Source organism: Halomonas sp. AOP5-B2-8, from assembly GCF_052376475.1.
GTDB classification, from domain to species: domain Bacteria; phylum Pseudomonadota; class Gammaproteobacteria; order Pseudomonadales; family Halomonadaceae; genus Vreelandella; species Vreelandella casei.
This window is the reverse complement of the sequence record NZ_JBQSVS010000003.1, coordinates 323,212-348,018: the sequence shown is the minus strand read 5'-3', so window position 1 is coordinate 348,018 and position 24,807 is coordinate 323,212. Positions and strand designations below refer to the sequence as shown.

Sequence of the window (24,807 nt, the reverse complement as noted above, 5' to 3'; positions counted from 1 at the left end):
CGCTACTTTTGTGATGGCTGACCCTTCCTACACCTAAGGTCGCACGCTTGGTTATGTTGCTTGTTAGGGGGTAAATAGATAAGTTAACGTTAACGTCAATTATAACGACAACAGCCAGTGTGTACGCACATTAGCGGAGATCCGCCATGAATTTTGAGCTTAATGAAGACCAGGTTGCCTTTGCTGATATGGCGCGTGCTTTTGCCCAAAACGAGCTAGAGCCACACGCCGCTGAGTGGGATCAAACTGCATTCTTTCCCGTTGATGTGATTCGTAAAGCGGGAGAGCTAGGCTTTTGTTCGCTTTACGCACCCGAGAGCGTAGGCGGGCTTGGGCTTTCGCGCTTGGATGCCAGTATCATTTTTGAGCAGCTTTCCATGGGCTGCACCTCAACCACCGCCTATCTCACTATTCACAATATGGTGACCTGGATGCTGGCAGACTTTGGCACGCCAGCCGCAGTCAAGCAGTGGGGCGAAAAACTCGCCACCGGGGAGCTTTTAGGCTCCTACTGTTTAACCGAACCCAATTCAGGCTCCGACGCCGCTTCATTGAAAACCACGGCCAAGCGCGATGGCGACGACTACGTGTTGAACGGCAGTAAGATGTTTATTTCCGGTGCGGGAAGTACCGACTTTCTGGTGGTGATGGCACGCACCGGTGGCGAAGGCGCCGGCGGCGTTTCTGCCTTTGCGGTAGATGCCAACGCTGAAGGCATCAGCTACGGGCGTAAAGAAGAGAAGATGGGCTGGAACAGCCAGCCGACGCGCATGATCACGTTCGAAGATGTGCGGGTGCCTGCTAATCATCTGCTTGGCAAGGAAGGTGACGGTTTTAAAATTGCCATGAAGGGGCTCGATGGGGGCCGAATCAACATTGCGACTTGCTCGATTGGTACGGCGCAGCAGGCGATCAACAAAGCCCGCGAATACATGCTGGAGCGTAAGCAGTTTGGTAAACGGCTGGCGGAGTTTCAGGCGCTACAGTTTCGTTTAGCCGATATGGTCACAGAGCTAGTTGCCGCACGGCAGCTGGTACGTATGGCCGCGGCCAAGTTAGATGCAGGCCACCCCGATGCGACTGCCTACTGCGCCATGGCAAAACGCTTTGCCACCGATGTGGGCTTTAAGGTATGCGACGAAGCGCTTCAGCTTTATGGCGGTAACGGCTATATCAAGGAGTACCCCATGGAGCGCTACGTGCGTGATACCCGGGTACACCGAATTCTTGAAGGCACTAACGAAATTATGCGCCTGATCATTTCTCGCCGGGTATTGGCAGACGGCGCCACCGAGCTTTAAGAGAATAAGGACGGCCAATGAGCAGTGTACTGTTTACCGAACATGCCACCCATGATGGGCATGTGATTGCAGAAATTAAACTCAATGCCGAGCGTTCGCTAAATGCGCTAACGCTTGAAATGTGCGAAGAGATGTTGCCCCGCTTAAATGCCTGGGCTTTAGATCAGCGGGTAGTGGCGGTACTGCTGGACAGCGCTGGTGAAAAAGCCTTTTGCGCCGGTGGCGATGTGGTCAATCTGTATAAAGCCATTGCCGGTGAAGGCGACCCTCGCTTCCCCGAGCGCTTTTTCGAGACCGAGTATCGGCTCGATTATCTCTTACACACGTTTCCTAAGCCGGTCATCTGCTGGGGCAATGGCATTGTGATGGGCGGCGGTATGGGGCTGTTAAGTGCCAGCAGCCATCGTGTTGTGACGGAAACCTCACGTTTAGCCATGCCGGAAGTCACCATCGGCCTTTATCCTGATGTGGGTGCCAGCTGGTTTTTAAATAGGCTGCCGAACGGCGCCGGGCGCTTTCTGGCCATGACAGGCTGCCAGATTAATGCGCCGGATGCGGTGCACCTTGGCCTAGCCGACCGCTGTATTGCCAGCCACCACCGTGATGCGCTGCTGCAGCAGTTGACTGATTCACGCTGGGGCAAAGGTGAAGATACCGACGCCAACGGCGTAGTGAACCGCATTATGCGTGAGCTTGAACAGACATCGCAGCCGGTCTTCGCTGAGCTTGAAGCGCCCATTTACCAGCATTCACCGTTGATTCGCGAACTAATGGATCACGACAGCGTTGATCAAATCGTCGCGGCGATCACCGCAGTAAAAAGCGAGAACAAGTGGTTCAGCAAAGCCCAGCAAACCTTGGCACACGGCAGCCCGGTATCAATCAAACTGATTGACGAACAGCTAACGCGCGCCAAGCACATGTCGCTGGCGCAGGTGTTTCAGTCTGAGATGGCGCTTTCAGTACAGTGCTGTCGCCATCGCGAGTTCCCTGAAGGCGTGCGGGCGCTGCTCGTTGATAAAGATGGTCAGCCTGCGTGGAGCTATCCTGATGTCGCATCGGTTGAAAATGCCTTTATTCACGAGTTGCTAGCATCGCCCTGGGATCAAAACCCGCTCGCCGATCTGTCTTAAATTTTGTCACTAACAAATAAGGATAATAAAAATGACCACTGTTGCGTTTATTGGCTTAGGTAATATGGGTGGCCCGATGGCGGCCAATCTTGCTAAAGCAGGCTTTAACGTGCGTGCGTTTGATCTTTCGGCCGAGACGCTTGAGATCGCTAAATCCCACGGATGTGAAGTGGCTCGCTCTGCCCAGGACGCCGCCACGGATGCCGATTTTGTAATTTCCATGCTGCCAGCAGGCAAGCACGTGCGCGGGCTGTATGTGGATGGCGACGCGCCGCTATTTGATGTCATTAAGCAAAGCGCGCTGGTGATTGATTGCTCTACCATCGACGCAGATACCGCCCGCAGTGTGGCCGCTGCCGGTGCTGAAAAAGGCATTGGCTTTGTGGATGCACCGGTGTCTGGCGGAGTGGGTGGCGCGCAGGCGGGCACGCTGACATTTATTGTTGGCGGCAGCGATGCTCAGTTTGAGCAAGCTAAGCCGGTGCTGGACGTAATGGGCAAAAATATCTTCCACGCCGGTGACAATGGGGCGGGGCAGGTGGCTAAAGTGTGTAATAACATGCTGCTATCCATCCTGATGGCAGGCACCTGCGAAGCGATCAATATGGGCGTCAAAAACGGCCTCGACCCTGCCGTGCTGTCAGAAATCATGAAGCAAAGCTCTGGCGGTAACTGGGCGTTAAATGTGTATAACCCCTATCCAGGCGTGATGGAAAACGCACCTGCTTCGAAAAATTACCAGGGCGGTTTTCAGGTAGATCTAATGATCAAAGATTTAGGTCTGGCCATGGATGTTAGCCAGCAAAGCGCATCCGCTGTGCCCATGGGCTCCGCCGCACGCTCGCTGTTCACCCTACACAAAGCCAAGGGTAACGGTAAGCTCGACTTCTCAAGCCTGATGCAATTTTATCAAGATAAACAGTAGCGATAGGAGATAAACTCAGCCTCCTTACTATGCTCACACAACAAGGATTGCCATGATTACGCTTTGGGGCCGCAACAATTCTACCAACGTCAAAAAAGTGCTGTGGGTGTTAGAAGAGCTTGAACTGCCCTTTGAGCTAATCCATGCGGGGCTTCAACACGGGGTGAATGACACCGCTGAGTACCTCGCCATGAATCCTAATGGGCTGGTGCCGCTGTTCAAAGACGATGCCACCAACAGCCTGCTTTGGGAATCCAATACCATTATTCGCTACCTTGCCGCGCAGTATGGTCAGCGCAAGCTATGGATTGAGGCTCCCGCCGAGCGGGCACAGGCCGAAAAATGGATGGACTGGGCGAACAGCACGCTTTCGCCTAAGCACCGTGCCATCCTGATGGGCTACGTAAGAACACCTCTAGAAAAACGCGACAGCGCTGCCATTGAAGCTGCGGTTAAAGAGTGTGAAGCGGTATTTGTAATCATGGATAACGCGCTCGCAAATCAGCGCTGGTTTTCCGGCGATGCTTTTGGCTTGGGCGATATTGCTATGGCGCCTTTCGTTTACAACATGCTTAACAGCGGCCTAACGTGGCAGGCGCATCCCAATCTAGAGCGTTGGTATCAACAGCTAACCACGCTCCCCAGCTTTCAAAAGGTGGTGATGATTCCGGTTACCTAAGGCCTGAAGGTCGCTTCTAATACCGCTATTTCGGCATCAAGCGCTTTCAGTACCCCGAATTCCAGCCCATGGTACTGGGCGCTTTCGATTAACGGCCCCAAAATCGCCCCACGCTCAGTGGGGCGTTTGGCTTCCACATCCTGCAACATAGAGGCCTTGTTATTCGCGGTATTCTTCACTACCTGCCACACCATCGACAGCCACGCGTTTTCATCGGTTGCCTCACTCGGCGGCTGAATGCCCTCAGCTACCATAATCGCCGCAACCTCACTCACCACGGCCACTAAGTGGCCTGAATACGCCGCATCCCGTAACTCGCCGTTACGCACGCCATTTAGCGCCACCAGCGGATTAATCGCCGCGTTCACCGCCAGCTTCTGCCATAGGCGGCTACGAATATCATCCACCGCGGTAGCAGCAAGCCCTGCCTGGTTTAATGTTCGGGCAAGCGCTTGCGCGAGCCCGCCGTGCTGATTGTTTAGATCCCCTATAAACGTATGCCCATGCCCCGCATGCACCACGCTATCATCGCCCGTTAAGTAAGCGCCTTCAGTGGTGGTGGCACACAACACAGGCCCGGCCCAAGCCTGGGTAATACGTGGCTGAGCTAAAAAACCGTTTTGCCACAGTACCAGCGGAGTCGTCGCAGGAATCACATCAGCAAGGCTTTCCAATGCTGCCACCGCGGCCATTGCTTTCGTAGTGATATGCAAATAGCAGGGCAGTGCCTGTGCTTTAGGCGCGATCTGCTCCAACGTGCACAACTTCAAATGCTGTAAACGCTGCTCGCCTTCTGGCGTGGTAACCGCTTGCTGTTCAGGCAGCGCACGGCGACCGATTAGCGTTGTGGCCGTTAAAGGCGAAAGCGAATGAGCCAACAAGCGGCCAATGGCCCCAGGGCCGATAATCCAGTGGGTATCTTTCATTGAGTACGTTACTCAGCAGAGAGGTTGTCGCAAGCTTACCGTGTTCGCGATCCAGAAATGAAGGTAGCCAATGGCGAATGATGTGGCTAACTATTGTCTGTTCATTACTATCTGCTCATTACTATCCGCTAACGTCGAGGCTAAAAGATGTCGTCTCAGTAACTAAGAGCAATGCTGAACCCACTCGTTGTAGTATTGCCATGATAATATTTAATCAGACAACGGGCCGCTGATCTGCAAGCGCTAGCTGCCCGCATTAACGATACCAGTAGATGCTCATCAACACAGAGGGTGTACCAATGACAGGGACGAATACATCATCAACGAAAGCACTGTTAAGTGATAACCGTGTAAAGGTGATTTTAGCCATCACCGTTATTGCAATGATCTGGGCCGCCGTCGCGCACACCATCGCAGGATCGCGAAAAGATAGTATGGAGGCACTGGAAACACGCCTGGCAGAAACTGAGCGTCAGCACCAGCAGATTCAAGCTCAGATGACCGACGTAGAAGCGGCAGAGCTTGACCTAGCAACGCTGCAGCAGCGGATGGGCAACCTTGAGGTTGAGCAAGCGGAGGCTGAAGCGGCGCTAGCATCGACACGCGCAGACATTGCCAATACTGAAGACGATTTGACCGCGTTACGAGGTGAGCGTGAAACCCGCGAAAAAGAAACGGGTACCCTGAACGAACAGATAGACGAAAAGCAGAATCGCCTTGATGAACTGAATGAGACGTACGCCCAGGTCGAAAAAGACAATGAAGAGGCCGAAGCTGCCCGTGACGAGGCCCAACAGGCGCGCCAAGACGCAGAAGAGGCCCGCAGTGAAGCTGAAGCACAGCTCGATGATCTAAACGCCCAGATTGATGAGGCCAATACGCAGCTTACCGCGGTTGGTGAACAGGTAAGTGAGGTTGAAAAAGCCCATGAAGAGGCCGAAGCTGCCCGCGATGCTGCTCAACAGTCGCGCCAAGACGCAGAAGAAGCCCGCAGTGAAGCTGAAGCGCAGCTCAATGAGTTAAACGCCCAGGTTGATGAGGCCAATACGCAGCTTACCGAAGTGGGTGAGCAGGTAAGTGATTTAGAAAAAACGCGTACTGCGCTTAGCATTGAAATCACCTCGCTCAATGTGATGCGCGACGAAGCGCAAACGCCTTAACAAGCGACACCTCTCTGCGCAGCGACCTCTCCGTTAATTAAGCGGAGAGGTCGCCTAGCATTTTGCTTCTCAGGCAGCGTGCGGCGACCAATCAGCTTGTGTAGCCGCGATAAGGGGGTGGATAAGGCTACATGACAGACGGCTAATGGCTAATAACGTGATCATGCATAGTCTGCTAGATTTAAAGCTTAGTAGAGTTGGTGATTTTTTTCCAAGTGGTTGGATTACCGAGTCTGTGATGAAAATTAAGCTCGGCCATGGCAGTAGAGCAAGGGCGTAATCTAGGGCTCTCATTGGCCGCCTTCGACCCAAAGCGGTCATGCCAGGAAATGCAGCAGACGTGCGAATTTTTATTATACGGGCTAATATAAACTAATAGTATTAAGAATCATAGGCTTGGGGAGTCTGGCAGGCTGCATTTGCCGGAAAAAAGTGCCAGCACGTTCATTCAATCATCGAGCGCGCCATCTAATACGCTGTTAGTGTGCCATACGGAAATATGTGCCAGAAAGGAATAAGCAATTATAACTTTACTATCCGCGATGAACTTATTTTAAATTTCGTATTAAACAACTTTGTTGTGAATACTCGTGGCCTTGGTCATATTTAATGGGATCTACTGCGATCAAATGAAAGTTAAAAATTCGGCGATTATCTATACTGGCTACGACTATCAAACCTTGCAAGGAATTAAATTACTTGCAGAGTGGCTTCATAGTCCTTCGCAATATACCAGGGTGGCATTTGAAGCGGACATAGATGCTAATGAAACACCTGAAGGCATAGATGATATTGTTTGTGAGCGGCCGGATGGAATTAAAGATTTTTGGCAAGTCAAATTTACGCCCACTCCTGAAAAAAAAGAAAATCAGCTCACTTGGGATTGGCTTTTAAAAATTTCAGGTAAAACGGCTAGATCTCGTTCAATTTTCAAAAAACTTTATGATGCTATTTTTGCGGTACCCGCTGAAAAAATTGGCGACGTTATTCTGCTAACAAATAAATTACCGGATAGGGCTATGGAGTCCTGTCTATTTGGCTCAAAGATAGAATTTGACCAATTAGATGACGATACGAAGAAAGAGATTGTTCGGCAATTGGGGAGCAGAGAAGCTGCTACATTTCTTTTGTCAAAATTAACGATTCAACATAGCGATGGTGACTATCACACGACAAGTCGTAGTATTCGATCCGAGCTTCTGAAATTTTCAGATAATGCTGGTGTAGAACGGCTTATTTCTAGATCGCGTGAATGGGCAATGTTTCAAAACAACCCTCCAGAAAATGGTTGGATCTATCTTCATCATGTTAGAGAAGTATTATCACCTAGAAGACCAGAGCCCATACCCGAAATATTTACCGTACCTGAAGATTATTGCCTTCCGAATACAGATTTTCACAGTGAACTACTGAACCAAATTATTGGCTCTAACGGCAAAGTTATTACTTTAACAGGTAAACCGGGAGTTGGTAAAAGTACGTACATGTCGTTTTTGTGCCAAGAGCTAGAAGAACAAGAGATTCCCTTGGTACGCCATCATTATTTTTTATCTCTCGGAGACTCAACGGAAGATAGGCTAAGCCCAAGAATTGTTGCTGAGTCTCTGCTTCATCAAATCAATAGTTTTCACACAGAAGCAAGTGCAAATACATCTCAACCGGAACACTTAGCCGATGCACTGACTGTTTGCGCAGATTACTACAAAACTAAAGCTAAACCGTTCGTAGTGCTAATTGATGGGCTAGATCATGTTTGGCGTGATAACGCTAAAAATAAAAAGCCATTGGATGAAATTTTCAAACAATTACTGCCCGCAAAAGATAACTTAGTAATACTTGTCGGTACGCAACCTGTTGATGATGAGTTGCTCCCCCGTATGCTGCTGTCTAATTGCCCTAAACAAGATTGGCACTGGCTGCCAGAAATGTCTGGAAATTCAATATACGACTTTTTAAAACTGCATATTGAATCCGGTCGACTTTTCTTAAATTGCCATGAGAATCATTCCGATGAAGAAATCCAACAAAGTGCAAAGGCGCTATTAGACATTACGAATGGCTACCCCCTACATGTAATTTACTCATCTGAGTTTCTATCTCATCATGGCCTAGCACTTTCTTCATGGCAAATTGAAAAGCTACCACCTTGCACTGATGGCAATATAATCACTTACTACTCGGAGCTATGGCGTGATCTAAATTACAGGCAACAGGATGTACTTCACCTGTGCTGCGGTTTCCAATTCGCTTGGCCAAGACAAGCGATTGGCAGTGTTGTTAAAGACGATCACGACAATGCACCGAGCGTTGATGCAGTTGCACATTTGCTGTCCGAGGGGATATCTGGAGTAAGGCCTTTCCATGAAAGCTTGGTTGTGTTTGTTAAAAATCAGGAAGAGCACCAAGACCGAATAGACGCTTTACTGCCATATGTCTGCGAATGGTTAAATTCAGAAGCTTCAAGACACCTTAAGGATAATTGGTTGTGGTCTAGCCTAGCTAGGGCTGGTGACTCATCAGAGTTACGACAAGGCGTTACCCGAAATTGGATACTAGACAAGCTGATTATTGGAATGCCTGTTAAATCATGCATAAGACTACTATCTGAAGCGGAAACCTATGCCTTCCAAGAACTTAACTATGTCGAGGCTTATCGGCATCGAGAACTTAAAACTAGACTAATCAACGGACCGGAATTCCAGACATGGGATTCAACGAGTTTGAAAACATTGTCATTAATTGCCGCTGACAAGCCTTCTATGAATGAAATCCTATCTGGGCAGAACGAATATTCGCCTATCAGATTATCAATATTGGCAATCGCAATGTGGTATCAAGGGGCTGTCGATCAAGCAAAGCTCTTATCAAGGAAAGCTATTGACAGATATAGAGCTAGAACAAAATTATTGTCTTCTCGACACTCGCAAGACGACGAAGCTGAAGCTGTTGCCCTGATAAGAGCCGGAGTGTTAACTGACAGCCTAAACTACGAGGCGATTTTTGAAGATGGAAACTTCTCTAAATGGCCAGATGGTTACATAGCTAGCTTTAGAAGCGCCTGCTGCACAAAAAAAGAACTTAGTTTGCTCTTGAGGGGTTGGCAATGCTTACCCGGCGATTCAAGTCATGCGGGTCCAATTGAGCTTGATGTGATCAGGTTAAGCATCATGGAAGATGCTGATATTTCCTGTAGGCCAGAGTACAAATTGTTCTCGTCCCAAGAGTTATCTAACTTTGCGGATACGTATTCTAAAAAAGCAATCGCTAACATTACAACTAAGTATTTTGATGGGCAGGCAGACAGTGTTTTTAAGGTGGAAACGTCAAAGAGTTATCACACTTGGTTTTTCTCCTCTCTCTGTATTAGGTTACATGCAGCAGGTGATTTCAGTTGGTTGCCAGTAAGTGCAACATCCGAACGAGTAGATGTATCCATTCATTACGAATTGCTCAATGAGCTAGTAGACTTGGTTGCAAATGAGCTGTTCGAAGGAAATGTATTACACTTTGACTTGGTTTGCTTGATGTTTCCGTCAGTCTCGATGCTGGATGAGATTCAATGGGATACACGTAGATCGGATATAACTTTCAAGCGAAAATGGATTGAAATTGCCGCAGACTGCCATCTGATAACAACCAAATCTAAGATCACATGTGATGAATTAAAGCATACGATTGACTCTGGCGTATTTAGGTCTGACTGGCTAAGGCTCTGGTATAAAGAGGTAGGTATAGAGCTGCTTAGTGATGATGCCGCTGAATGCCTGATAGAGTATGAAACGAACCGGCAGTTAAACGACCTAGAAGAAACGATCGAGAAATCAAATGCCTTCCTCGAACTTGCTCAAATAGCATACCAACACAATAATCTGGCCCTTTTTGAAGAATGTTTGAGAAAAACATGGGATTTCGTACTCGGTTATGGTCACCACAAAGACCCAACGATCTTTGATGTTTTAAAAGCAGTAGAATACTTTTCTTCTGCTGATCCTATCTCTGCGCTCAAAATATTGGAGCGAATATCACCCATAGTTTTCAATATATCTGAGTTTACTGATGGCGATGAAACCAGACACTCCAAGCATTCGATATCATCATTAGCGGCAAGATTAAATCCGCAAACAGCTGCATCAATATATAATCAGGAGCTTAGAGTCGGGGAATGGTATTACGCAGAAGAGACGATTCTGAGGTTGCTTGAAAGATGTAACTTTTCTTCCTCCATCACAAAGAAATTATACCTGACCGGATTACATTCAAGTTGTTACCAGATACTCAGGAAAAAGCTTGAACAAGGTGATGCTAATGCAACCGAAATCGCGGATAAAGTGGAGCGTCTGCTTGGTATTAAAGTCCAAATCCAGGCCGAAGAAAAGCATTCAAAGACTGATGAATTCGATGAGAAAATCACAATAGATCCATCGGACTACCCTCCAGAGAATTTCGAGGAATTGGCAGCAGATCTGAAAGGTAAAATCAGCACTCGAAAATTTTGGAAGGCTTGGTACTTGCATTGGTGTGAGCAAGGCCGAGAAATTGACCTATTACAACAATTAATTCCGCACGTCTCGATTTTTTCCGATCGTCATGATGACAAACGATACTTGCTGGATTTACTCTATGTCAGTCAGAGAAAGATAAACGGTAAGGCGAAAGCATTTAAATTGTTGGTTGCGGCTCATAATGCAATGAATGGTTGGTCTGATTGGTATGAAAATTCAGAAAATAGCATTAATAGATTGAAAATAGTTGCAGAGCAATACCCTAAAAAGATTGATGATTTTATTAAGTTAACAACATCGCAGCCGGATAGATGGAAAGATAAGTTTGGCGAACTAATTATCCCAAATGACAAGTTAGTATTTTTGCTTGCTCACAGCGGCAGAAATGAAGAGGCGCATCAGCTAACATTGCAAATGGTTGAAGGATTGGAAGATAGCGTGCGTAATCTTCGGCTTACAAAACCCGACTGGGACTGGCGGCGGGACGACTCTCTCGAAGAGGCTCTAACTAAATCACTAGTTTCAAGGCTTAAGCTTCCAATACCCTCTGTTAAAATGTGGGCAATCGAACAGCTGTCGCTTCTTTTAGTAGAAGGACATCCAAAAACCGAAGATTTTCTAGTAAAAGATTTGGCGAGCAGAAATCAAGAGTCTGAATGCATAGAAGTGCTATGCGTATTCTACATAGCAAAATTAAAAGGATATACTTCCCCAAATAACTTGGGCCAAAATATTTCAGCAAGATCTACATTGTCTGATCTAATTATCTCTGAATTAGATTCAAACACGAAAGAATTTGGGACATATGCCTATCCCTTTTCCCCGTTCATTCAACTAGATGGTGATAACCATCGATTCGAATATTATCAGGGTAGCCATGTTCCTCTCCTATACAATTCATGGCTCGAAAAAGAGGAGCAAAAGACCGGCATTTATTTTACCGGGCATTACCAGTCAGAATGGAATAACACATTCAAATATCAACCATCATCAGCAACAACAATTGATTATTTTTTTAGCGGCGATAGACAAAGAGCTACTGGTCAGTTTTACACACAAGCAAGCCATCGAGGTCGCTCTGCATATTTACGAACAATAGAGGTTGCTAAGCAACTCTATGGCATGCCGGATTCTTATGCTGAACACCTATCAATACTTGCGTTACCAATCGAACCGGCTTACATAGGGCTCAACCCTCAAAAACCAACATGGTTGCCTGAGTGGGAAGTAGAAGTACTTCCCAACAGAGATAACCTGACTCAGTTCGTAGAGCAAGCTTTAGCTAATTTCGTTAAAGCTGACAACTCTTTAGATTTATTGGCTCTTTCATTGCCTATCAAACTTGATGACAACAATTGGATAGATTTAACGGTAGTAAAAGCGACAATAGACCCAGACATAACAAATATTCAGATTGAAGAGCGCTCTGGAAGTTTATCAATTGGCTCTCTTTTAGATGCAAATCTATCTTATGATCAAGGCAAGAAAGAGCAGTCTGAAAATATATTTTTAGCTGGTACGCCATACCCGTATAATAGATATGGGCATTGGCACTCTGATTTAGAAACACGAGGACTTTACATTCCTAAGTGTATTGTAGATGGTAAAAATATAACCGGTTCAACCTACGATGGTGTTTATTGTTATTACATTGATAATATTAAGATTGGATTTTCATCATTTTGGCACAACGACTGGCAACCGATTCACCCTAAAGAATTACGATCGCTGTGTGGAACATTTACCGCAGTCACAAGGGATAAGTGCTCGATGTGGTATAAGAACGAAGACATTATAAAGAGCGTATATGTATGTCGTGTAAAAATATTACATTCGGAAGATTCTTATAGAGAATTTGACATAGAAAATCATGAGTTCAGAGTTACGATTGAAGATTGAAATGCACACTAACACGCTGTTAGCCAGGAAGTTGAACATGGCATATGGAATAAGTTCGAGGGACTACCTGGAGAGAGCTCGGAATTGTCTTTCGCAGCAGAAAAACGAATTTTTATTCTATGCTGCTTTCGAGATTCGGTGCGGCGTTGAAGCTCGCATGCAGGAATACCTCGAAGTTCAGGCGCACATCTCCAAGAAGAAACGGCAGGGGTGGCAAGTAGCCAAACTGGCCAGGAACATCGAGAACGTTTTCCGCACTGGGGAACAGGAGGCCGTTCTGCTCGTTCTGGATCGAGAATCTCACGCAGTAAAATTCGAAGCTCGTTATACTCCTGTTAAACGATCCTTGCGTGAGAAAGCGGAAAAACTAGGAAACTATCTGCATGCAGGGAAGAAGTATCACGAGGACGATGGCGCTTTTTGGCTTCAGTTTCGAACTCTTCTTGATGAAGCTGTAGCCGAGCTTGAGCATGCAAATTCCGGTCGGCTACTAGGTCCTTTACTGCTTCATCCCAACAGAGAGACCGTGGACATAAAGCTAGAATTGCCAACGGAAGAAGACAGGGAGGCAGTCAAAATTCTGGCCGAGGGGGATCAATCGATATTCGAAGTGACCTACGAGTAGTGGCTAACAAATCGCTCAAGTTCGTTCCCGGCCTGACAGCTGTTCACCGGACGCCCCTGACGGGCCGCCGTTTAGCTTTGCGTTAGAGCTCAAGGATAGATATGAGAATTCCCACGGATCTAGAAATATTAAATACGATATACCGTATGTATCATTCTGACTTTGCTGCTTTTGAAAGAGGTGATGGGTCGCGGGCTTCGAAAATCTATGTTCCGATTGACTGCAAGGAAATTGCTGGCGAGCTTAAAGTGGATCCTGACATTGTCTTTGGTCGCTTGTACTACCACTTAGAGAAGCAGTACGGTTACAAACAAGATGATGGGAGTAATGTTCATTTCTTTGCTCTCAAAGTTGGAAATGACCCGAAGTGTGTAAATTTTTCACTTATGACCTCCGTTTTGGCTGGCTTGCGTCAAGAGAAAAAGAAGTTTTGGATAGGAACAGCAATCGCTGTTCTTGCGCTAATTGTTTCTACAGTCTCATTGACCGTTTCAGTTACGCAGTCGGCAGGCTCGAACAAGTCAATGCATCCGACCGCTGAAGCGGCGGCTGATTGAGGCGTTAACTGGAAAGGAGCCCATGAATTAGAATCTTGCGGAAGAGCTGGTCAAGATGATGGCAGAAGACCAGCGGTTGTTGCAGCAACTCTTCGATTCTGGAGAATTGCCATCCGAGTCTTATCATCCTCGGATTCAGACCCTGCATGAGCAGAATGCTTCTCGCCTGAAAGAGATTATAAGTGCACACGTTTGGCCTGGCGTTTCGTTAGTTGGGTCAGAGGGTGCCAAAGCTGCATGGCTGGTCGTTCAGCATTCTGTTTCAGATCCTGAGTTCATGTGAGAGTGTGTCTCCCTACTAGAAAGTGCCGCTGCAAGAGAGGATGTAGCTGGCTGGCAGTTGGCATTCCTTCAGGATCGGGCGCGTACTCTATCTGGCAAGCCTCAATACTATGGCACGCAGTTTGATATTGATGAAAATGGTTGGCCCACGCCGTTTCCTATTGAGGATTCTGCTACGGTTAATGAGCGCCGTGCGCGTCTTGGGCTGAACTCTATTGAGGAGCGCCAGGAACAAATGACTGAGCAGGAGCGTAAGCGTCGTGCCAATATCGAACAAACCAGTTAACAAGACGCGGCACTCAGACGCCCTTGTCTCCGCTTCTCTACGTCAAGGTCGCCGGTACGCTCCGCGTAATGCATAAGGAAATATTCTGTCGATGACAATGATAGTTGCACTTCACTTGGGCGCGTATGCGTTAATCGCTGCTGATAAACGGGAGACTTATCAGGTAAACGGTGAAATTGTATCGGTCGTTAGTGACGACATTCAGAAACTAATCGAATGGCATGGCGGTGTAGCAACTGGTAGTGGCTATGTTCCGTTATTGCATGACTTTAAAATTAGGCTGGGTCATTCAGATATTAGCAGCACGGATCAAATACTTGAGATCGCAAAAGAATGTTCTCGCAGTCTTCCGCCAGAACAAGCTGGATGGAAAAATTCCACAAATTGGCTTTTTACCTATCTTACCGATAGTTCTCGGGGTTTGGTTACTAGAGTGGCCTTCATTAAATCTGCATCGCCAGAAGGGATCAGCGCTTTAAAAGAGCACGAATCTCTAATTTGGGCGAAAATGCCCGACTACGAGAATCAACTGTCAAAGCTGAATTCGATGCTAAAGCCAGAGCATGACATATCCAACCTGCGCGAGAGTCTAAATTACCATCTAGATATTTTGATGTCTTTGTATGCTTACGTAGCATCTGTTAATCCTAGTGTATCAGCACAATTTGACTGTTTTGTTCACGCTCCGGAAGTTAATGGCATGGTACCAAATGCATAACAAGCGACTCAAATTCGCTCCGTTTCACTTCGTCGGACGCTCACTGCGTTCGGCATTGTCACAAAATTGAGTTTACCACATGTCTTATGAAAATCTTCTGTATCTACCGCATAAAATATCTTGCCTGGAAAATGCAGAGGAAGAGTTTAGATTAGCTTTTAGCAGCAAAGAATCTGAAAGACATGAAGGTATTGTTTACTTTTTCCTATCAGAGAAACCAATCTCCAGGGTATTGGTAGCATCTCGTATTTTATACATTGGCAAAACCAATACATCTCTACGCACACGATATTTTCGTTATTCTAAAAAATTTTTTACCAATAGAAGCGGTGAATTTTATAGCCACATAATCAAAAAATTACGGCGCAATATCGTTTGCATATTTTTATCGAACGACCCGAAAACAGACGAGCGTAAATATTTTAGAGAATACCTCGACAAACACTTAGAATATCCACCAAAGTCAAAAATTCGGTTAAGCCGCCTAATAACTGATTCAAACCGTTCGCTACGCTCACTGGAATGGGCTGAAGCCCGTGCCTTAACCAAACTTTAGGAACATTATGGAAAGTTCATTAATCTTAAGTAATTTAGTTGAGTGGATCGAAGCTCATGCCACAACCATCGACGTGTTGAAGTGGATAGTTGTCGGCTTGCTCGCTTGGGGGCTTGGCGTGTTCCGCTTTATACGAACAAAACTAAAAAGACCAAAACTGGAAATCGAGTCATTTACCAGTCGCTGCATATGGCAAGAACTGGGTGTTGTAGACGGTAACGACCACAATGCCAGAGTTGTATTTCTTATCGAGGCAGGAATTAACAATCCAACAACAGATCCAATTGTTGTTCGCGGCTTTACTCTTAAGATTAAAAGACTTAAAGGTTGGCCAGTCCGCAACCACCCGCTGAATGCCGTGACTCTTCCATCGCGTGTACGACATAACATAGGAAACATCACAAGATTTCTGAAAAATTGGTTCTCAAATTTCCAAGAGGGTCCTGAAAGCCTGACTTTGGATGCGCGCATCGAGTCGCGAGACCACCAATCTGGCTTCTTGCTTTTTGTTTCAGCCTCTTGGGGTTATATGAGACCCTTCGTAAGGGCTGGCGCTATTCCAGTAGTACTCACTGCTCGCCTAACGACCGGAGAGAGCCTAATTGCTCGTGCAAATATCGCAATCATGGATGATCATTCTGCCTTTGAAGAAATGGCTCCGGGGTTACTTGAACACGTGCAACACAGAAGCACTTGGAACATTATTCGAGCGCAAGCCTAACAAGTGGTTCAAACCGTTCGCTTCGCTCACTCAGACGAGCTAAAGCCCGCCGCTGAACCAAGCTTTATATAAAAATTATCTTAATGACCGCTTCTGGCCGGAAGCAGTCTTCCAAGGCACTCATGTATCACTTCCAGAAAGTGACTATATGAACTGTCATTAGTGGCTGCATTTCTCTTTTGCCTAAACCATATACCTGCCTCTCAAGACACGAAAAGACTTGGTGATGCCTTCTATCGGTTGAGCCGGCAAGACCACGAACGCCGTCAACGGCAGAGCAGCGCACGCGGCCCGGCAAAAGTTAGGCGGTGTGGCCGAAGGTCTTACGCCAGTCGCGTGGGCTGACCTGATGATGCTGTCTAAAATGTTGCCGGAATGACGTTGCTGTGTGAAAACCAACGCTTTCTGCAATCGCTTCTACCGACAAGGATGTGGTTTCAAGTAGCTCACGCCCCCGTCGTAACCGCTCGTTCACTAACCATGCCACTACTGTCATGCCGGTGGCTTTTTGAAAGTGACGAGTGAAGGTACGTCAGCTCATGGCGGTATGATCAGCGAGCGCATCAATGCTATGCGAAGCTGCTTGGCTTCTCTCAAGTAGTTCAATAAGCGATTGGAGTGAAAGACCGCTCCTGGCTGAAAGCAGGTAGCAAAAAGACGTTAGCATGCTGTATAACCAACCTCGATTTGTTCTTTAACCCACAAGAATACAAAATGTAGGAAATAACATGCCCAGAATCCCGTTGCTTATCATCGCTTTATTCTTTCTTATTGGCGGTGTTGCTCATTTTTTCTTTACTGATTTTTTTATAATGGCGATGCCTGACTATTTGAGTTATCACAAAGAGCTGGTGTTGATTAGCGGCATGTTTGAATTGTTGGGGGCGATAGGTATTTTGATTCCCAAAACGCGATTTTTGGCGGGGTGCGGGTTAATTGCGTTAATTGTTGCGGTTTACCCGGCCAATATCAACATGGCGTTGCATCCAGAGAGATACCCTGATATATCGGAAATGTTTTTATATATCCGTTTGCCCTTGCAGTTTTTGTTTGTCTGGTTTGTTTGGTGGGCTATTCATCTTGGAAAGCGCAAAAAAGCAATGTGATTATATTTTATGCATTAACAGTGATTAGGGAATGGCGCTTAGTGCTTTAGAGAACGGAAGAGTAACAGCGTGTTTTGCTAACATTAACACGCTGCGTTGGTCGCATTGCCTTTTTTAGGTTAGCTCTTTTGAGCTAACCCGGCTGAGTTTTAAGATGACTAATTTTTAGGCGCGCTTAATGGCCTAGCACGTTGGTATCATTTTTCTTTGATGCTTTGGCTGCTTTCTTTTCCTTGGGCGTTAAAAGCGGTTTCTTTTTGAGATTTTTTTTACTATCTTGACCTTTGCTCATGATGTTATTCCTGTCATTAATAAATGAAGTCGCTTAGCATCAGTAAGAACCAATCTGAGGATAGCTTTAAAGTATTGCCGCGAATGCACCTAGTCCCGAATGCATTGTTGAACCAGTATGGCCCCAATCAGGGGGAACTGAAAGACATTGTTTTATTCGCGAATTTTCACGCTTTTAGGTAGTCCTAAATAGTAGGCTTCAAATCGGCTTATAAATAGATAGCGACTTACAAGTTGCTTAGCTAGCTGATAGGGCGCTGATTTATAAGTGAAAATAATTACCTAGGAGATAGTTCGCAAGAGCCGCCGGTGGGAAGCATTCACCAGCGAAAAAGGACAGCTGTAGCATGTGCTATTGTTTTTAGCGGCCTTGCAAGTGAAAAGGTTATTTTGCGTATCCACCTTGATTAGTCTTTGCCTATGCCAGAATTGTTTTTACTACGCCTAGCAGACGCCATTCTCGTCGTCCACGTGCTATTTGTGGCCTTTGTGGTGCTTGGGTTACTCGCTGTCTATGCAGGCTATTTCCTGCACTGGCAGTGGGTGCGCAACAGCGCTTTTCGTATCATTCATCTATGCGCCATTGGTTATGTAGTGGGGCAGGCTTGGTTGGGGTTTGTTTGCCCCTTAACCACGTTGGAAATGGCGCTGCGCGAAAAAGCGGGCGTCATAGCTTACAACGGCTCATTTATTCAATATTGGCTCCAGAATCTGCTTTACTACAGTGCCCCTGATTGGGTATTTATTGCGGTCTATACGTTATTTGGCAGCTTGGTGTTGGCCAGCTGGTTTGTTGTGCGGCCTAACCGCTTGGCGAGTAAGCGAGATCCAAGCCTGTAATGAGCAATATTTTGTCTTACGTGACCGCGCCACGAACATGAAACTGTGGATCTCGGTACTCGCCGCTTTCCACGACTTCTCTAAAGTGTTGAGCCGCCAGCCAAACGTCTTCAAAGCTAAGGTAAAGTGGCGTAAAGCCAAAGCGCATTAGCCCCGGTTCACGGTAGTCGCCGATAACACCGCGAGCAATGAGCGCTTGAACGATAGCGTAACCGTTTTGGGTGTCGATAAGTGATACCTGACTACCGCGCTGGGTGGACGCCGGGGTGATATCTTCAATACCGTGGCGGTGAAAAATATCGCCTAAACACGCAAGAAATAACTCACTCATTGCCACGCTTTTAGCTCTTACGGCTGCCATGTCGACCTCGGCCCACAGGGTTAGAGAGGCTTCCAGCGCTGCGTAAATGATGGCTGAGTGCGTGCCTGTGCGGAAATGAGAAATATCGTTAGCCGGAATATAGTCAGCATCAAACGCGAAGGGCGATGCATGCCCGTGCCAACCGGAAAGCGGTTGCCAGCCTTGGTCTTGATAGTTGCTATGCACGTAAAGAAAAGCCGGTGAGCCAGGGCCGCCGTTGAGATATTTATAGGTACAGCCCACCGCATAGCGGGCGCCGCTCCCGTTAAGGTCGATCGGTAGCGCGCCTGCCGAGTGAGCCAAGTCCCAAATCACTTCAGCGCCGTGTTCGTGTACCAATCGAGTGGTGGCCGTTATATCGCGAAGCTTGCCGGTGCGATAGTTGACCTGGCTAAGCACTACCACTGCCACGCCGTCCAAGTGCTCTGCCAGGTCGCTATTTTCAGGCAGAAAACGATGCTCTGCACCGCTTATCCGGCAAAAACCCTGGGCGATATATCCATCGGTAGGAAAGTTGCCACCCTCGCTAAGCACCGCTTTGCGCTCTCCCTGGCGCTGGCCGATGATATAGCCAAGCAGCTTGAAGATGTTCAAAGTAATATTGTCCGTAACGGTAACTTCACCGCGTTGTGCGCCAATCACCGGCGCTAATAGATTGCCTAATCGCTCGGGAGCGTCAAACCAACCCTGGTTCCAGCCCTTAATCAGCTCGTCACGCCACTGATCCAAGGTATCGTCCACGGCCTTTTTAGCAGCGATGGGCTGAGCGCCAAGGGAGTTACCATCTAAGTACAGCATGCCTTTCGGTAGGGCGAAGCGGCGCTTAAAATTGGCTAAAGGGTCGTTTTGATCCAGCGCTTGAACACTGGTAAGACTCACCCCATTTTGTTTTGTACTCATATCACTACTCCCGAAAATTGCTTAGATTGCCTCGTTCGTCGCTAGTTTTTTTGCCTGAGGTTCGCCTAAATCCCAGAATACGCCAGCGGCCATTTTAAGTCCCTGCTCAACGATGGTTTCAAGCAGGTGTTCGTCAGGCGCATGCTGATTGCAAGATGGGTAGGAGTGGGGCAGCCAGACCGTCGGCAGGTTGAGAGCTTCCGAAAAGCAGTGATTGGGGATCGTGCCACCCAGATTAGGCAAAATATGCGCATCTTCTTTAAGGCTTAGGCGGGCAGATTCCGCCACAAAGCCGACCCACGGATGATGAGGGTCCAGCCGAGTTGCGGTATAGCCACCTAGCATTTCAAGCTGAATAGCCTGGAAGCCGTGGGCATCAAGATGCTGACGCAAATGGCTTTCGATGGCCAGCCAGTCAGTTCCTTTAACAAAGCGCAGCTGTAGAACGGCTTCAGCGCTTTCAGGAATCGCGCCCACCGGTTTGTCCGTTCTGCCTGCACTCATGCCTAAAATCTCTAACGTGTTAGTGCCATACAGGCGCTCGCCATCGCTAAGCTGGTTTTCACCCCACGCGGGATTGATCGTCGGGTCGGTTTCGCCTCCGCCCACCGGCAAGTCGCGAATTAGCTGGGAAACCTCGGCTGGAATCGCCGGTGCTTTGAGGAAATCGACCTGGATTCTGCCTTCTGAAGAGAGCAGCGTGGCAATGGCGTTACAGACCACGACGGCAGGGTTGGTGATGATGCCGCCCCAGTTGCCAGAATGACGGCCGCCGTTGCCGGTCGCCAACGAAAGCTTTAGCTGGAGTATGCCCCGCGAACCAAGGAATAGCGTGGGCATATCATGGCGGATGCGCGGGCCATCCGAGGCGAGAAACAGGTCGGCTTTCAGCGTTTCCTTGTACGCCAGGCAGGTCGCTTCCAGCCCGGGTGAACCGATCTCTTCGCCCATCTCAAAGAGTATCTTGACGTTATAACCCAGCTTGCCTTGGCGAGCCTTGATGACAGCTTCAAGGGCGCTGAGGTTAACGCTGTGCTGACCCTTGTTGTCAGCCGTGCCGCGACCATAAACGCGACCGTCAATGAAGGTCAGTGCCCATGGGTCGATGCCATTGGCCCATTTGTCTTCCTGACCATCGGTGACATCGCCATGGCCATAAAGTAACAGCGTAGAAAGCGCGGGGTCTTCTATGCGTTGGCCAATCAGTAAGGGCGGTAGGCCAGCGTTTGGGTTGGCAATGATCTGACAGTCAAACCCTAGCTTGGTTAACAGCGGCGACATTTCATTGTTCAAGTAGTCGTGCAGGATGTCGTGACGAGTTGGGTCTTGGCTGACCGTTTTAAGCGCCACTCGGCGTGCCAGGCTGCGATAAAAGTTGCCGTTGGTAAGCTCGTTAACCGCCAGTTGAAGCGCGTGTTCGCGACCTGAAAGCTGCGTTGTATCCATGAACCCCCCTTATGGTCGTTGGAATGTTGGAAGTCGTCGAAAAGAACTGAGCGTAAGACGCCACTAAAAAAGAGTAATTCTTGGCTACCTTTGCGACTATTATGAATCTTTCAAGTACTCTTTCTAATCATTAGAAATCAGCTGCGCTCGCCAGGCGTTAGTTAAAAACGGGGAAGAGCACGATGCAGGAACTCAACTTGCGTTTTTTTCACAGCGTGGCTAAAACGGGCTCGCTTTCTGCCGCGGCAGAAGAGCTGCACGTTGCCGTCTCTGCGGTGAGTCGTCAGGTCACGAACCTTGAGCAACGCCTGGATATCAAGCTGTTCAATCGTCAGCCTCGCGGCATGCAGCTCACCGAAGCGGGCAGGCTACTGCAGGCCTATGCACTGCGTAATCAGCTGCAAGTCAGCAGCGTCATCGAACAAATGCACGACGTGATGACGCGTCAGCAGCGTAAAATCACCGTGGCATGCCCCGATGGTATGGCCTGGCATTTTCTGCCCAGCGTTATTTCTGAATTTATTACGCAATGCCCGGACACGTGTTTTGATCTACATATGGTGGATTCAGTGCGCGCCTCGGAACTCGTTAAAGAGGGCGAGGCGGATATTGCCCTGACCTTTAGCCTTTCACCTGATATCGGTATTCACGTCGTCTCTAGCCATAACGCGGCGATTCGGGCGCTGATGTCCAAACATCATCCTTTGGCCAGCAAGGCTGAACTGCACGTGGCAGACCTGAGCCAGTATCCGCTTAGCATGTCCTTGAATGGGTCCACCATGCGCTATTTGTTTGATGTGGCATGCAGCCTTTCAGGTATCAGCATACAGCCCAGCTTTTCCTGCGACTCGCTGGGCGCTACTTACACTATGGTGTGCGAGCACCCTAATATGGTTGGGCTGTGTAGCGCCGTGGCGGTGAGTGGTAAAACGCAAGCGCAAGGCTTGGTGTTAAAGCCGCTGCTGGAGCCGCAGCTGGCGCTTCGCAGCCTTCAAGTGCAGGTCATGGCAGAGCGCCAAATGCCTGCTCACATGAAGGCATTTCTGGGCTTTTTAGACCACCGGCTTATCACTGCCTCGCAATAAATCTCGGTACTGTTGCGCTAGAGAGGCTCTAAAAAGGCCCGTAATTAATGCTGACAGCAATAGCCACGAAGGCGCTACCTGCGCCGATCCAAAGTATCACCAGCGGCAGCACAAACTTGAACCACTCCACATAGGAAATTCGGGCGATAGCCAAACAGGCCATTAGAGTGCCGGAAAGCGGCGTAATAATATTAGTCACAGCATCGCCTAGTTTGAAGGTAATGAAGGTGGACTGACGGGTTACTTCAAGCATGTCGCCGATGGGCACCATAATAGGCATGACGATTGCCGCCTGCCCTGTACCGGAAGTAATAATGCCGTTAAAGGTCAGGTTAAAGAGGTAAAGAAGCTGCATAGCCATGATTTTGCCGTGACCATCCAGCGAGCTGGCGACGCTATGCACAATGGTGTCAATCAGCTGGGCCTGCTTGAGCAATACGATCACGGCTGCCGCTACCCCAACGACCAGCGCGCCATACATCACTTCACCCGCGCCATTCATCAGCCGCTTGATAAACGCATTGGGCGATATTTTGCCGACTGCTGCGGTAATAATTCCAAGCATAAGAAAGGTCGCGGAAAGCTCAGTAATGCCCCAGCCAAACGAAAAGCCGCCGTATAAGAAGAAGGCAAAGGAGGCGGCAAACATCGTCAAAATAACTTTGTGGGAAAAAGTGAAATCTGGCGCAGCCTCTTCTTCAAGGGCTTCCTGAGCTTCGCCGGTCGCGCTAAGCGTTACATTCTCAGCGCTGTTGTTAGCCTGTTTGTTCTTAACTCGCTTGGCATAATGGCAAATATACGCGGCAGTAATGGCCAGAAAGACCACAAAAATCGCACTGCGATAAACAAAGCCTGAAAACAAAGGCAGCTCGGCAATGGTCTGCCCGGTAACGGTCACGGTGGGGTCGAAAACGCCTGCGGCAAAGCCCGCATAAGAACCCAGAAATATAATCGCTACTCCAATAATAGGGTCAAGTTTCAATGAGCGTGCCAGAAACAGGCCGATAGGTATAAACGCAATCGCTAGGTTAGCGCCTACGCCCACAGATGCTAGCGTTGCAAAGGTGGTGCAGAAAATCACGATGAGAATGTTTTGCCGACCTTTGGCTAGGCCAATCATGCGGTGAATGCCGGCGCTAAGAGCCCCCGTCGATTCGATAACTTTAAGAACGCCACCGACGATCAAAATCAGAAAGATAACCCCTGACGCTGCCACCAACCCTTTATGAATGGAGGTGAATAAATCCATTAAATTTAGTGACGGAGCCGTGATATAGCGAAAGCTATCGGTAGATACCTGCGTCAAGCCATTAACGCTACTTCTCTCGTAAGTGCCCGCTGGGATGAAGTAGGAGGCCATCAGCACTAAAATCATGAAGCCAAACAAGATGATAAAGACATCGGGCATCGGTAGCTTTTTCTTTTTGCGCTCTGTAACGCCGGTTTCGCTTGAGTTTGCCTTTAAGGACATCGTTGTCTCCACTTCAAGAGGATTGTCATTTTAATAATGAGGGATATACGGAAGGCATATTTATATAAAAATCAACCTACCAAGGAAGGCGAAAGTGGACAATTGTGGATTAATCAAACGTGTTTTCTATTTTTGGTAAGTGAGTTATTGGTTAGGCGTTGTGTATGACGTGCTGGCCTGTAGATAATGGCTGGCACTACAAAATGGAGTGGTATTTACCATTGAGCTCATGATCAATCAGGGCAAGGCTAATATTCTATGGCGACTATTATTTATATATTGCTGTTATCGCTACTGGCAGGTGCGGCGATGCCTGCGGGGGCGCTATTGGCAAGACTTGATGTTGTCCATCCAGCGCTATTGGGCAGCTCTTGGCGTCATTTTATTGTCGCTTTCGGTGGCGGTGCTCTTATCTCAGCGGTGGCGTTGGTATTAGTTCCCGACGGCGCCAGCAAGCTGCCTCTTCTACCGGCTGCTTTATGCTTTGCTGCCGGTGGCGTGTGCTTTTATTTGTTAGATGCCTATTTGAGTAAACTGGATAGCGCGATGGGCCAACTGGTCGCGATGCTCTCTGATTTTATTCCAGAGGCCATCGCGTTGGGCGCGGCTTTTGCGGTAGGCGAAAGCACGGGGTTATTACTCGCTTTGCTAATGATTTTACAAAATTTGCCTGAAGGCTTTAACGCTTTTGAAGAGTTGAGCAGTCGTTCTCAACTTTCTTCAAATACAATTGTTTGGGCTTTCAGTGGCCTCGCCTTGGTGGGGCCACTATCAGCGGCAACCGGCTATTACCTATTGGCGCAGTATGAGGGGCTGATGGGCGCGTTAATGCTGTTCGCTAGTGCGGGGATTTTGTATCTGGTCTTTCAAGATATTGCACCGAGCTCAAAGCTTGAGATGCGGGGCATGCCTGCCCTAGGTGCAGTGGCGGGTTTTTTGTTGGGCTTGATCGGCAACATGATGCTTCTGGGCGGTTAACGATAAGCCTGAATTAGCGGTAGGTTTTTATCTTTAAATAAAGGACAATTAATAATCAT

20 protein-coding genes and 1 pseudogene are annotated in these 24,807 nt (G+C 47.9%); 16 read left to right on the top strand and 5 right to left on the bottom strand.

Annotated features, from left to right (window positions below; translation table 11 throughout):
- Positions 1 to 146: 146 nt before the first annotated feature.
- From ACT3RP_RS09180 to ACT3RP_RS09165, 4 genes are read left to right on the top strand one after another with little or no spacing between them, the layout of a single operon-like run.
- Positions 147 to 1,301 (top strand): acyl-CoA dehydrogenase family protein, encoded by a 1,155-nt coding sequence (locus tag ACT3RP_RS09180; RefSeq protein WP_441685855.1) that lies wholly within the window; start codon positions 147 to 149, stop codon positions 1,299 to 1,301.
- 17 nt (positions 1,302 to 1,318) lie between these two features.
- On the top strand, positions 1,319 to 2,434 hold the full coding sequence (locus ACT3RP_RS09175) for an enoyl-CoA hydratase/isomerase family protein (protein ID WP_483393677.1): 1,116 nt from the start codon (positions 1,319 to 1,321) through the stop codon (positions 2,432 to 2,434).
- A gap of 31 nt (positions 2,435 to 2,465) precedes the next feature.
- On the top strand, positions 2,466 to 3,359 hold the full coding sequence (mmsB, locus tag ACT3RP_RS09170) for a 3-hydroxyisobutyrate dehydrogenase (protein WP_483393676.1): 894 nt from the start codon (positions 2,466 to 2,468) through the stop codon (positions 3,357 to 3,359).
- Positions 3,360 to 3,411: 52 nt separating this feature from the next.
- Positions 3,412 to 4,038, top strand: coding sequence for a glutathione S-transferase family protein (locus ACT3RP_RS09165; protein ID WP_483393675.1), 627 nt, complete (start codon positions 3,412 to 3,414; stop codon positions 4,036 to 4,038).
- Here ACT3RP_RS09165 and ACT3RP_RS09160 read toward each other — a convergent pair.
- Complete coding sequence (locus ACT3RP_RS09160; RefSeq protein ID WP_483393674.1) at positions 4,035 to 4,964, bottom strand: ketopantoate reductase family protein; 930 nt, start codon at positions 4,962 to 4,964, stop codon at positions 4,035 to 4,037. The two genes, ACT3RP_RS09165 and ACT3RP_RS09160, sit on opposite strands and share 4 nt — an antisense overlap.
- A gap of 299 nt (positions 4,965 to 5,263) precedes the next feature.
- Between ACT3RP_RS09160 and ACT3RP_RS09155 the strand changes: the two genes are divergently transcribed.
- The 8 genes and pseudogenes from ACT3RP_RS09155 to ACT3RP_RS09120 all read left to right on the top strand — a co-directional run bounded on the left by ACT3RP_RS09155 (position 5,264) and on the right by ACT3RP_RS09120 (position 16,270).
- Positions 5,264 to 6,124 carry a coiled-coil domain-containing protein gene (locus ACT3RP_RS09155; RefSeq protein ID WP_483393673.1) on the top strand — a complete coding sequence of 287 codons (861 nt, stop codon included), beginning with the start codon at positions 5,264 to 5,266 and terminating at the stop codon, positions 6,122 to 6,124.
- Between the two features lie 629 nt (positions 6,125 to 6,753).
- Complete coding sequence (locus tag ACT3RP_RS09150; RefSeq protein WP_483393672.1) at positions 6,754 to 12,525, top strand: ATP-binding protein; 5,772 nt, start codon at positions 6,754 to 6,756, stop codon at positions 12,523 to 12,525.
- A gap of 37 nt (positions 12,526 to 12,562) precedes the next feature.
- On the top strand, positions 12,563 to 13,150 hold the full coding sequence (locus ACT3RP_RS09145) for a hypothetical protein (protein WP_483393671.1): 588 nt from the start codon (positions 12,563 to 12,565) through the stop codon (positions 13,148 to 13,150).
- Positions 13,151 to 13,296: 146 nt separating this feature from the next.
- Positions 13,297 to 13,707, top strand: a complete 411-nt coding sequence (locus ACT3RP_RS09140) for a hypothetical protein (RefSeq protein WP_483393670.1) — start codon at positions 13,297 to 13,299, stop codon at positions 13,705 to 13,707.
- 46 nt (positions 13,708 to 13,753) lie between these two features.
- Positions 13,754 to 14,275: pseudogene (locus tag ACT3RP_RS09135) on the top strand (DUF6624 domain-containing protein).
- Positions 14,276 to 14,366: 91 nt separating this feature from the next.
- Positions 14,367 to 14,993, top strand: a complete 627-nt coding sequence (locus tag ACT3RP_RS09130) for a hypothetical protein (protein WP_483393669.1) — start codon at positions 14,367 to 14,369, stop codon at positions 14,991 to 14,993.
- 79 nt (positions 14,994 to 15,072) lie between these two features.
- Positions 15,073 to 15,549, top strand: a complete 477-nt coding sequence (locus tag ACT3RP_RS09125; RefSeq protein ID WP_483393668.1) for a hypothetical protein — start codon at positions 15,073 to 15,075, stop codon at positions 15,547 to 15,549.
- Between the two features lie 7 nt (positions 15,550 to 15,556).
- Positions 15,557 to 16,270: a hypothetical protein gene (locus ACT3RP_RS09120; protein WP_483393667.1), complete on the top strand. Its 714-nt coding sequence runs from the start codon at positions 15,557 to 15,559 to the stop codon at positions 16,268 to 16,270.
- A 301-nt stretch (positions 16,271 to 16,571) separates the two neighbouring features.
- Here the strand turns inward: ACT3RP_RS09120 and ACT3RP_RS09115 are convergent, their stop codons facing one another.
- Complete coding sequence (locus tag ACT3RP_RS09115; RefSeq protein WP_483393666.1) at positions 16,572 to 16,766, bottom strand: helix-turn-helix domain-containing protein; 195 nt, start codon at positions 16,764 to 16,766, stop codon at positions 16,572 to 16,574.
- 232 nt (positions 16,767 to 16,998) lie between these two features.
- On the opposite strand from ACT3RP_RS09115, the gene ACT3RP_RS09110 reads away from it, so the two are divergent.
- Together ACT3RP_RS09110 and ACT3RP_RS09105 are read left to right on the top strand one after the other, a co-directional pair.
- Positions 16,999 to 17,376 carry a DoxX family protein gene (locus tag ACT3RP_RS09110; protein WP_483393665.1) on the top strand — a complete coding sequence of 126 codons (378 nt, stop codon included), beginning with the start codon at positions 16,999 to 17,001 and terminating at the stop codon, positions 17,374 to 17,376.
- Positions 17,377 to 18,087: 711 nt separating this feature from the next.
- A complete protein-coding gene (locus ACT3RP_RS09105) occupies positions 18,088 to 18,507 on the top strand; it encodes a DUF2784 domain-containing protein (RefSeq protein WP_483393664.1) in 420 nt (139 codons plus the stop codon).
- A 16-nt stretch (positions 18,508 to 18,523) separates the two neighbouring features.
- On the opposite strand, the gene kynU is transcribed toward ACT3RP_RS09105, so the two are convergent.
- Together kynU and ACT3RP_RS09095 are read right to left on the bottom strand one after the other, a co-directional pair.
- Positions 18,524 to 19,768, bottom strand: a complete 1,245-nt coding sequence (gene kynU, locus ACT3RP_RS09100; protein WP_483393663.1) for a kynureninase — start codon at positions 19,766 to 19,768, stop codon at positions 18,524 to 18,526.
- 21 nt (positions 19,769 to 19,789) lie between these two features.
- On the bottom strand, positions 19,790 to 21,214 hold the full coding sequence (locus ACT3RP_RS09095; protein WP_483393662.1) for a M20 family metallopeptidase: 1,425 nt from the start codon (positions 21,212 to 21,214) through the stop codon (positions 19,790 to 19,792).
- 182 nt (positions 21,215 to 21,396) lie between these two features.
- Here ACT3RP_RS09095 and ACT3RP_RS09090 point away from each other — a divergent pair, with 182 nt between their 5' ends.
- On the top strand, positions 21,397 to 22,299 hold the full coding sequence (locus ACT3RP_RS09090; RefSeq protein ID WP_444625526.1) for a LysR family transcriptional regulator: 903 nt from the start codon (positions 21,397 to 21,399) through the stop codon (positions 22,297 to 22,299).
- A 28-nt stretch (positions 22,300 to 22,327) separates the two neighbouring features.
- On the opposite strand, the gene ACT3RP_RS09085 is transcribed toward ACT3RP_RS09090, so the two are convergent.
- Entirely contained in the window at positions 22,328 to 23,770 is a 1,443-nt protein-coding gene (locus ACT3RP_RS09085) for a YfcC family protein (protein ID WP_483393661.1), read from the bottom strand.
- A gap of 258 nt (positions 23,771 to 24,028) precedes the next feature.
- Here ACT3RP_RS09085 and ACT3RP_RS09080 point away from each other — a divergent pair, with 258 nt between their 5' ends.
- Positions 24,029 to 24,748: a ZIP family metal transporter gene (locus ACT3RP_RS09080; protein ID WP_483393660.1), complete on the top strand. Its 720-nt coding sequence runs from the start codon at positions 24,029 to 24,031 to the stop codon at positions 24,746 to 24,748.
- The last annotated feature ends 59 nt before the right edge of the window (positions 24,749 to 24,807 follow it).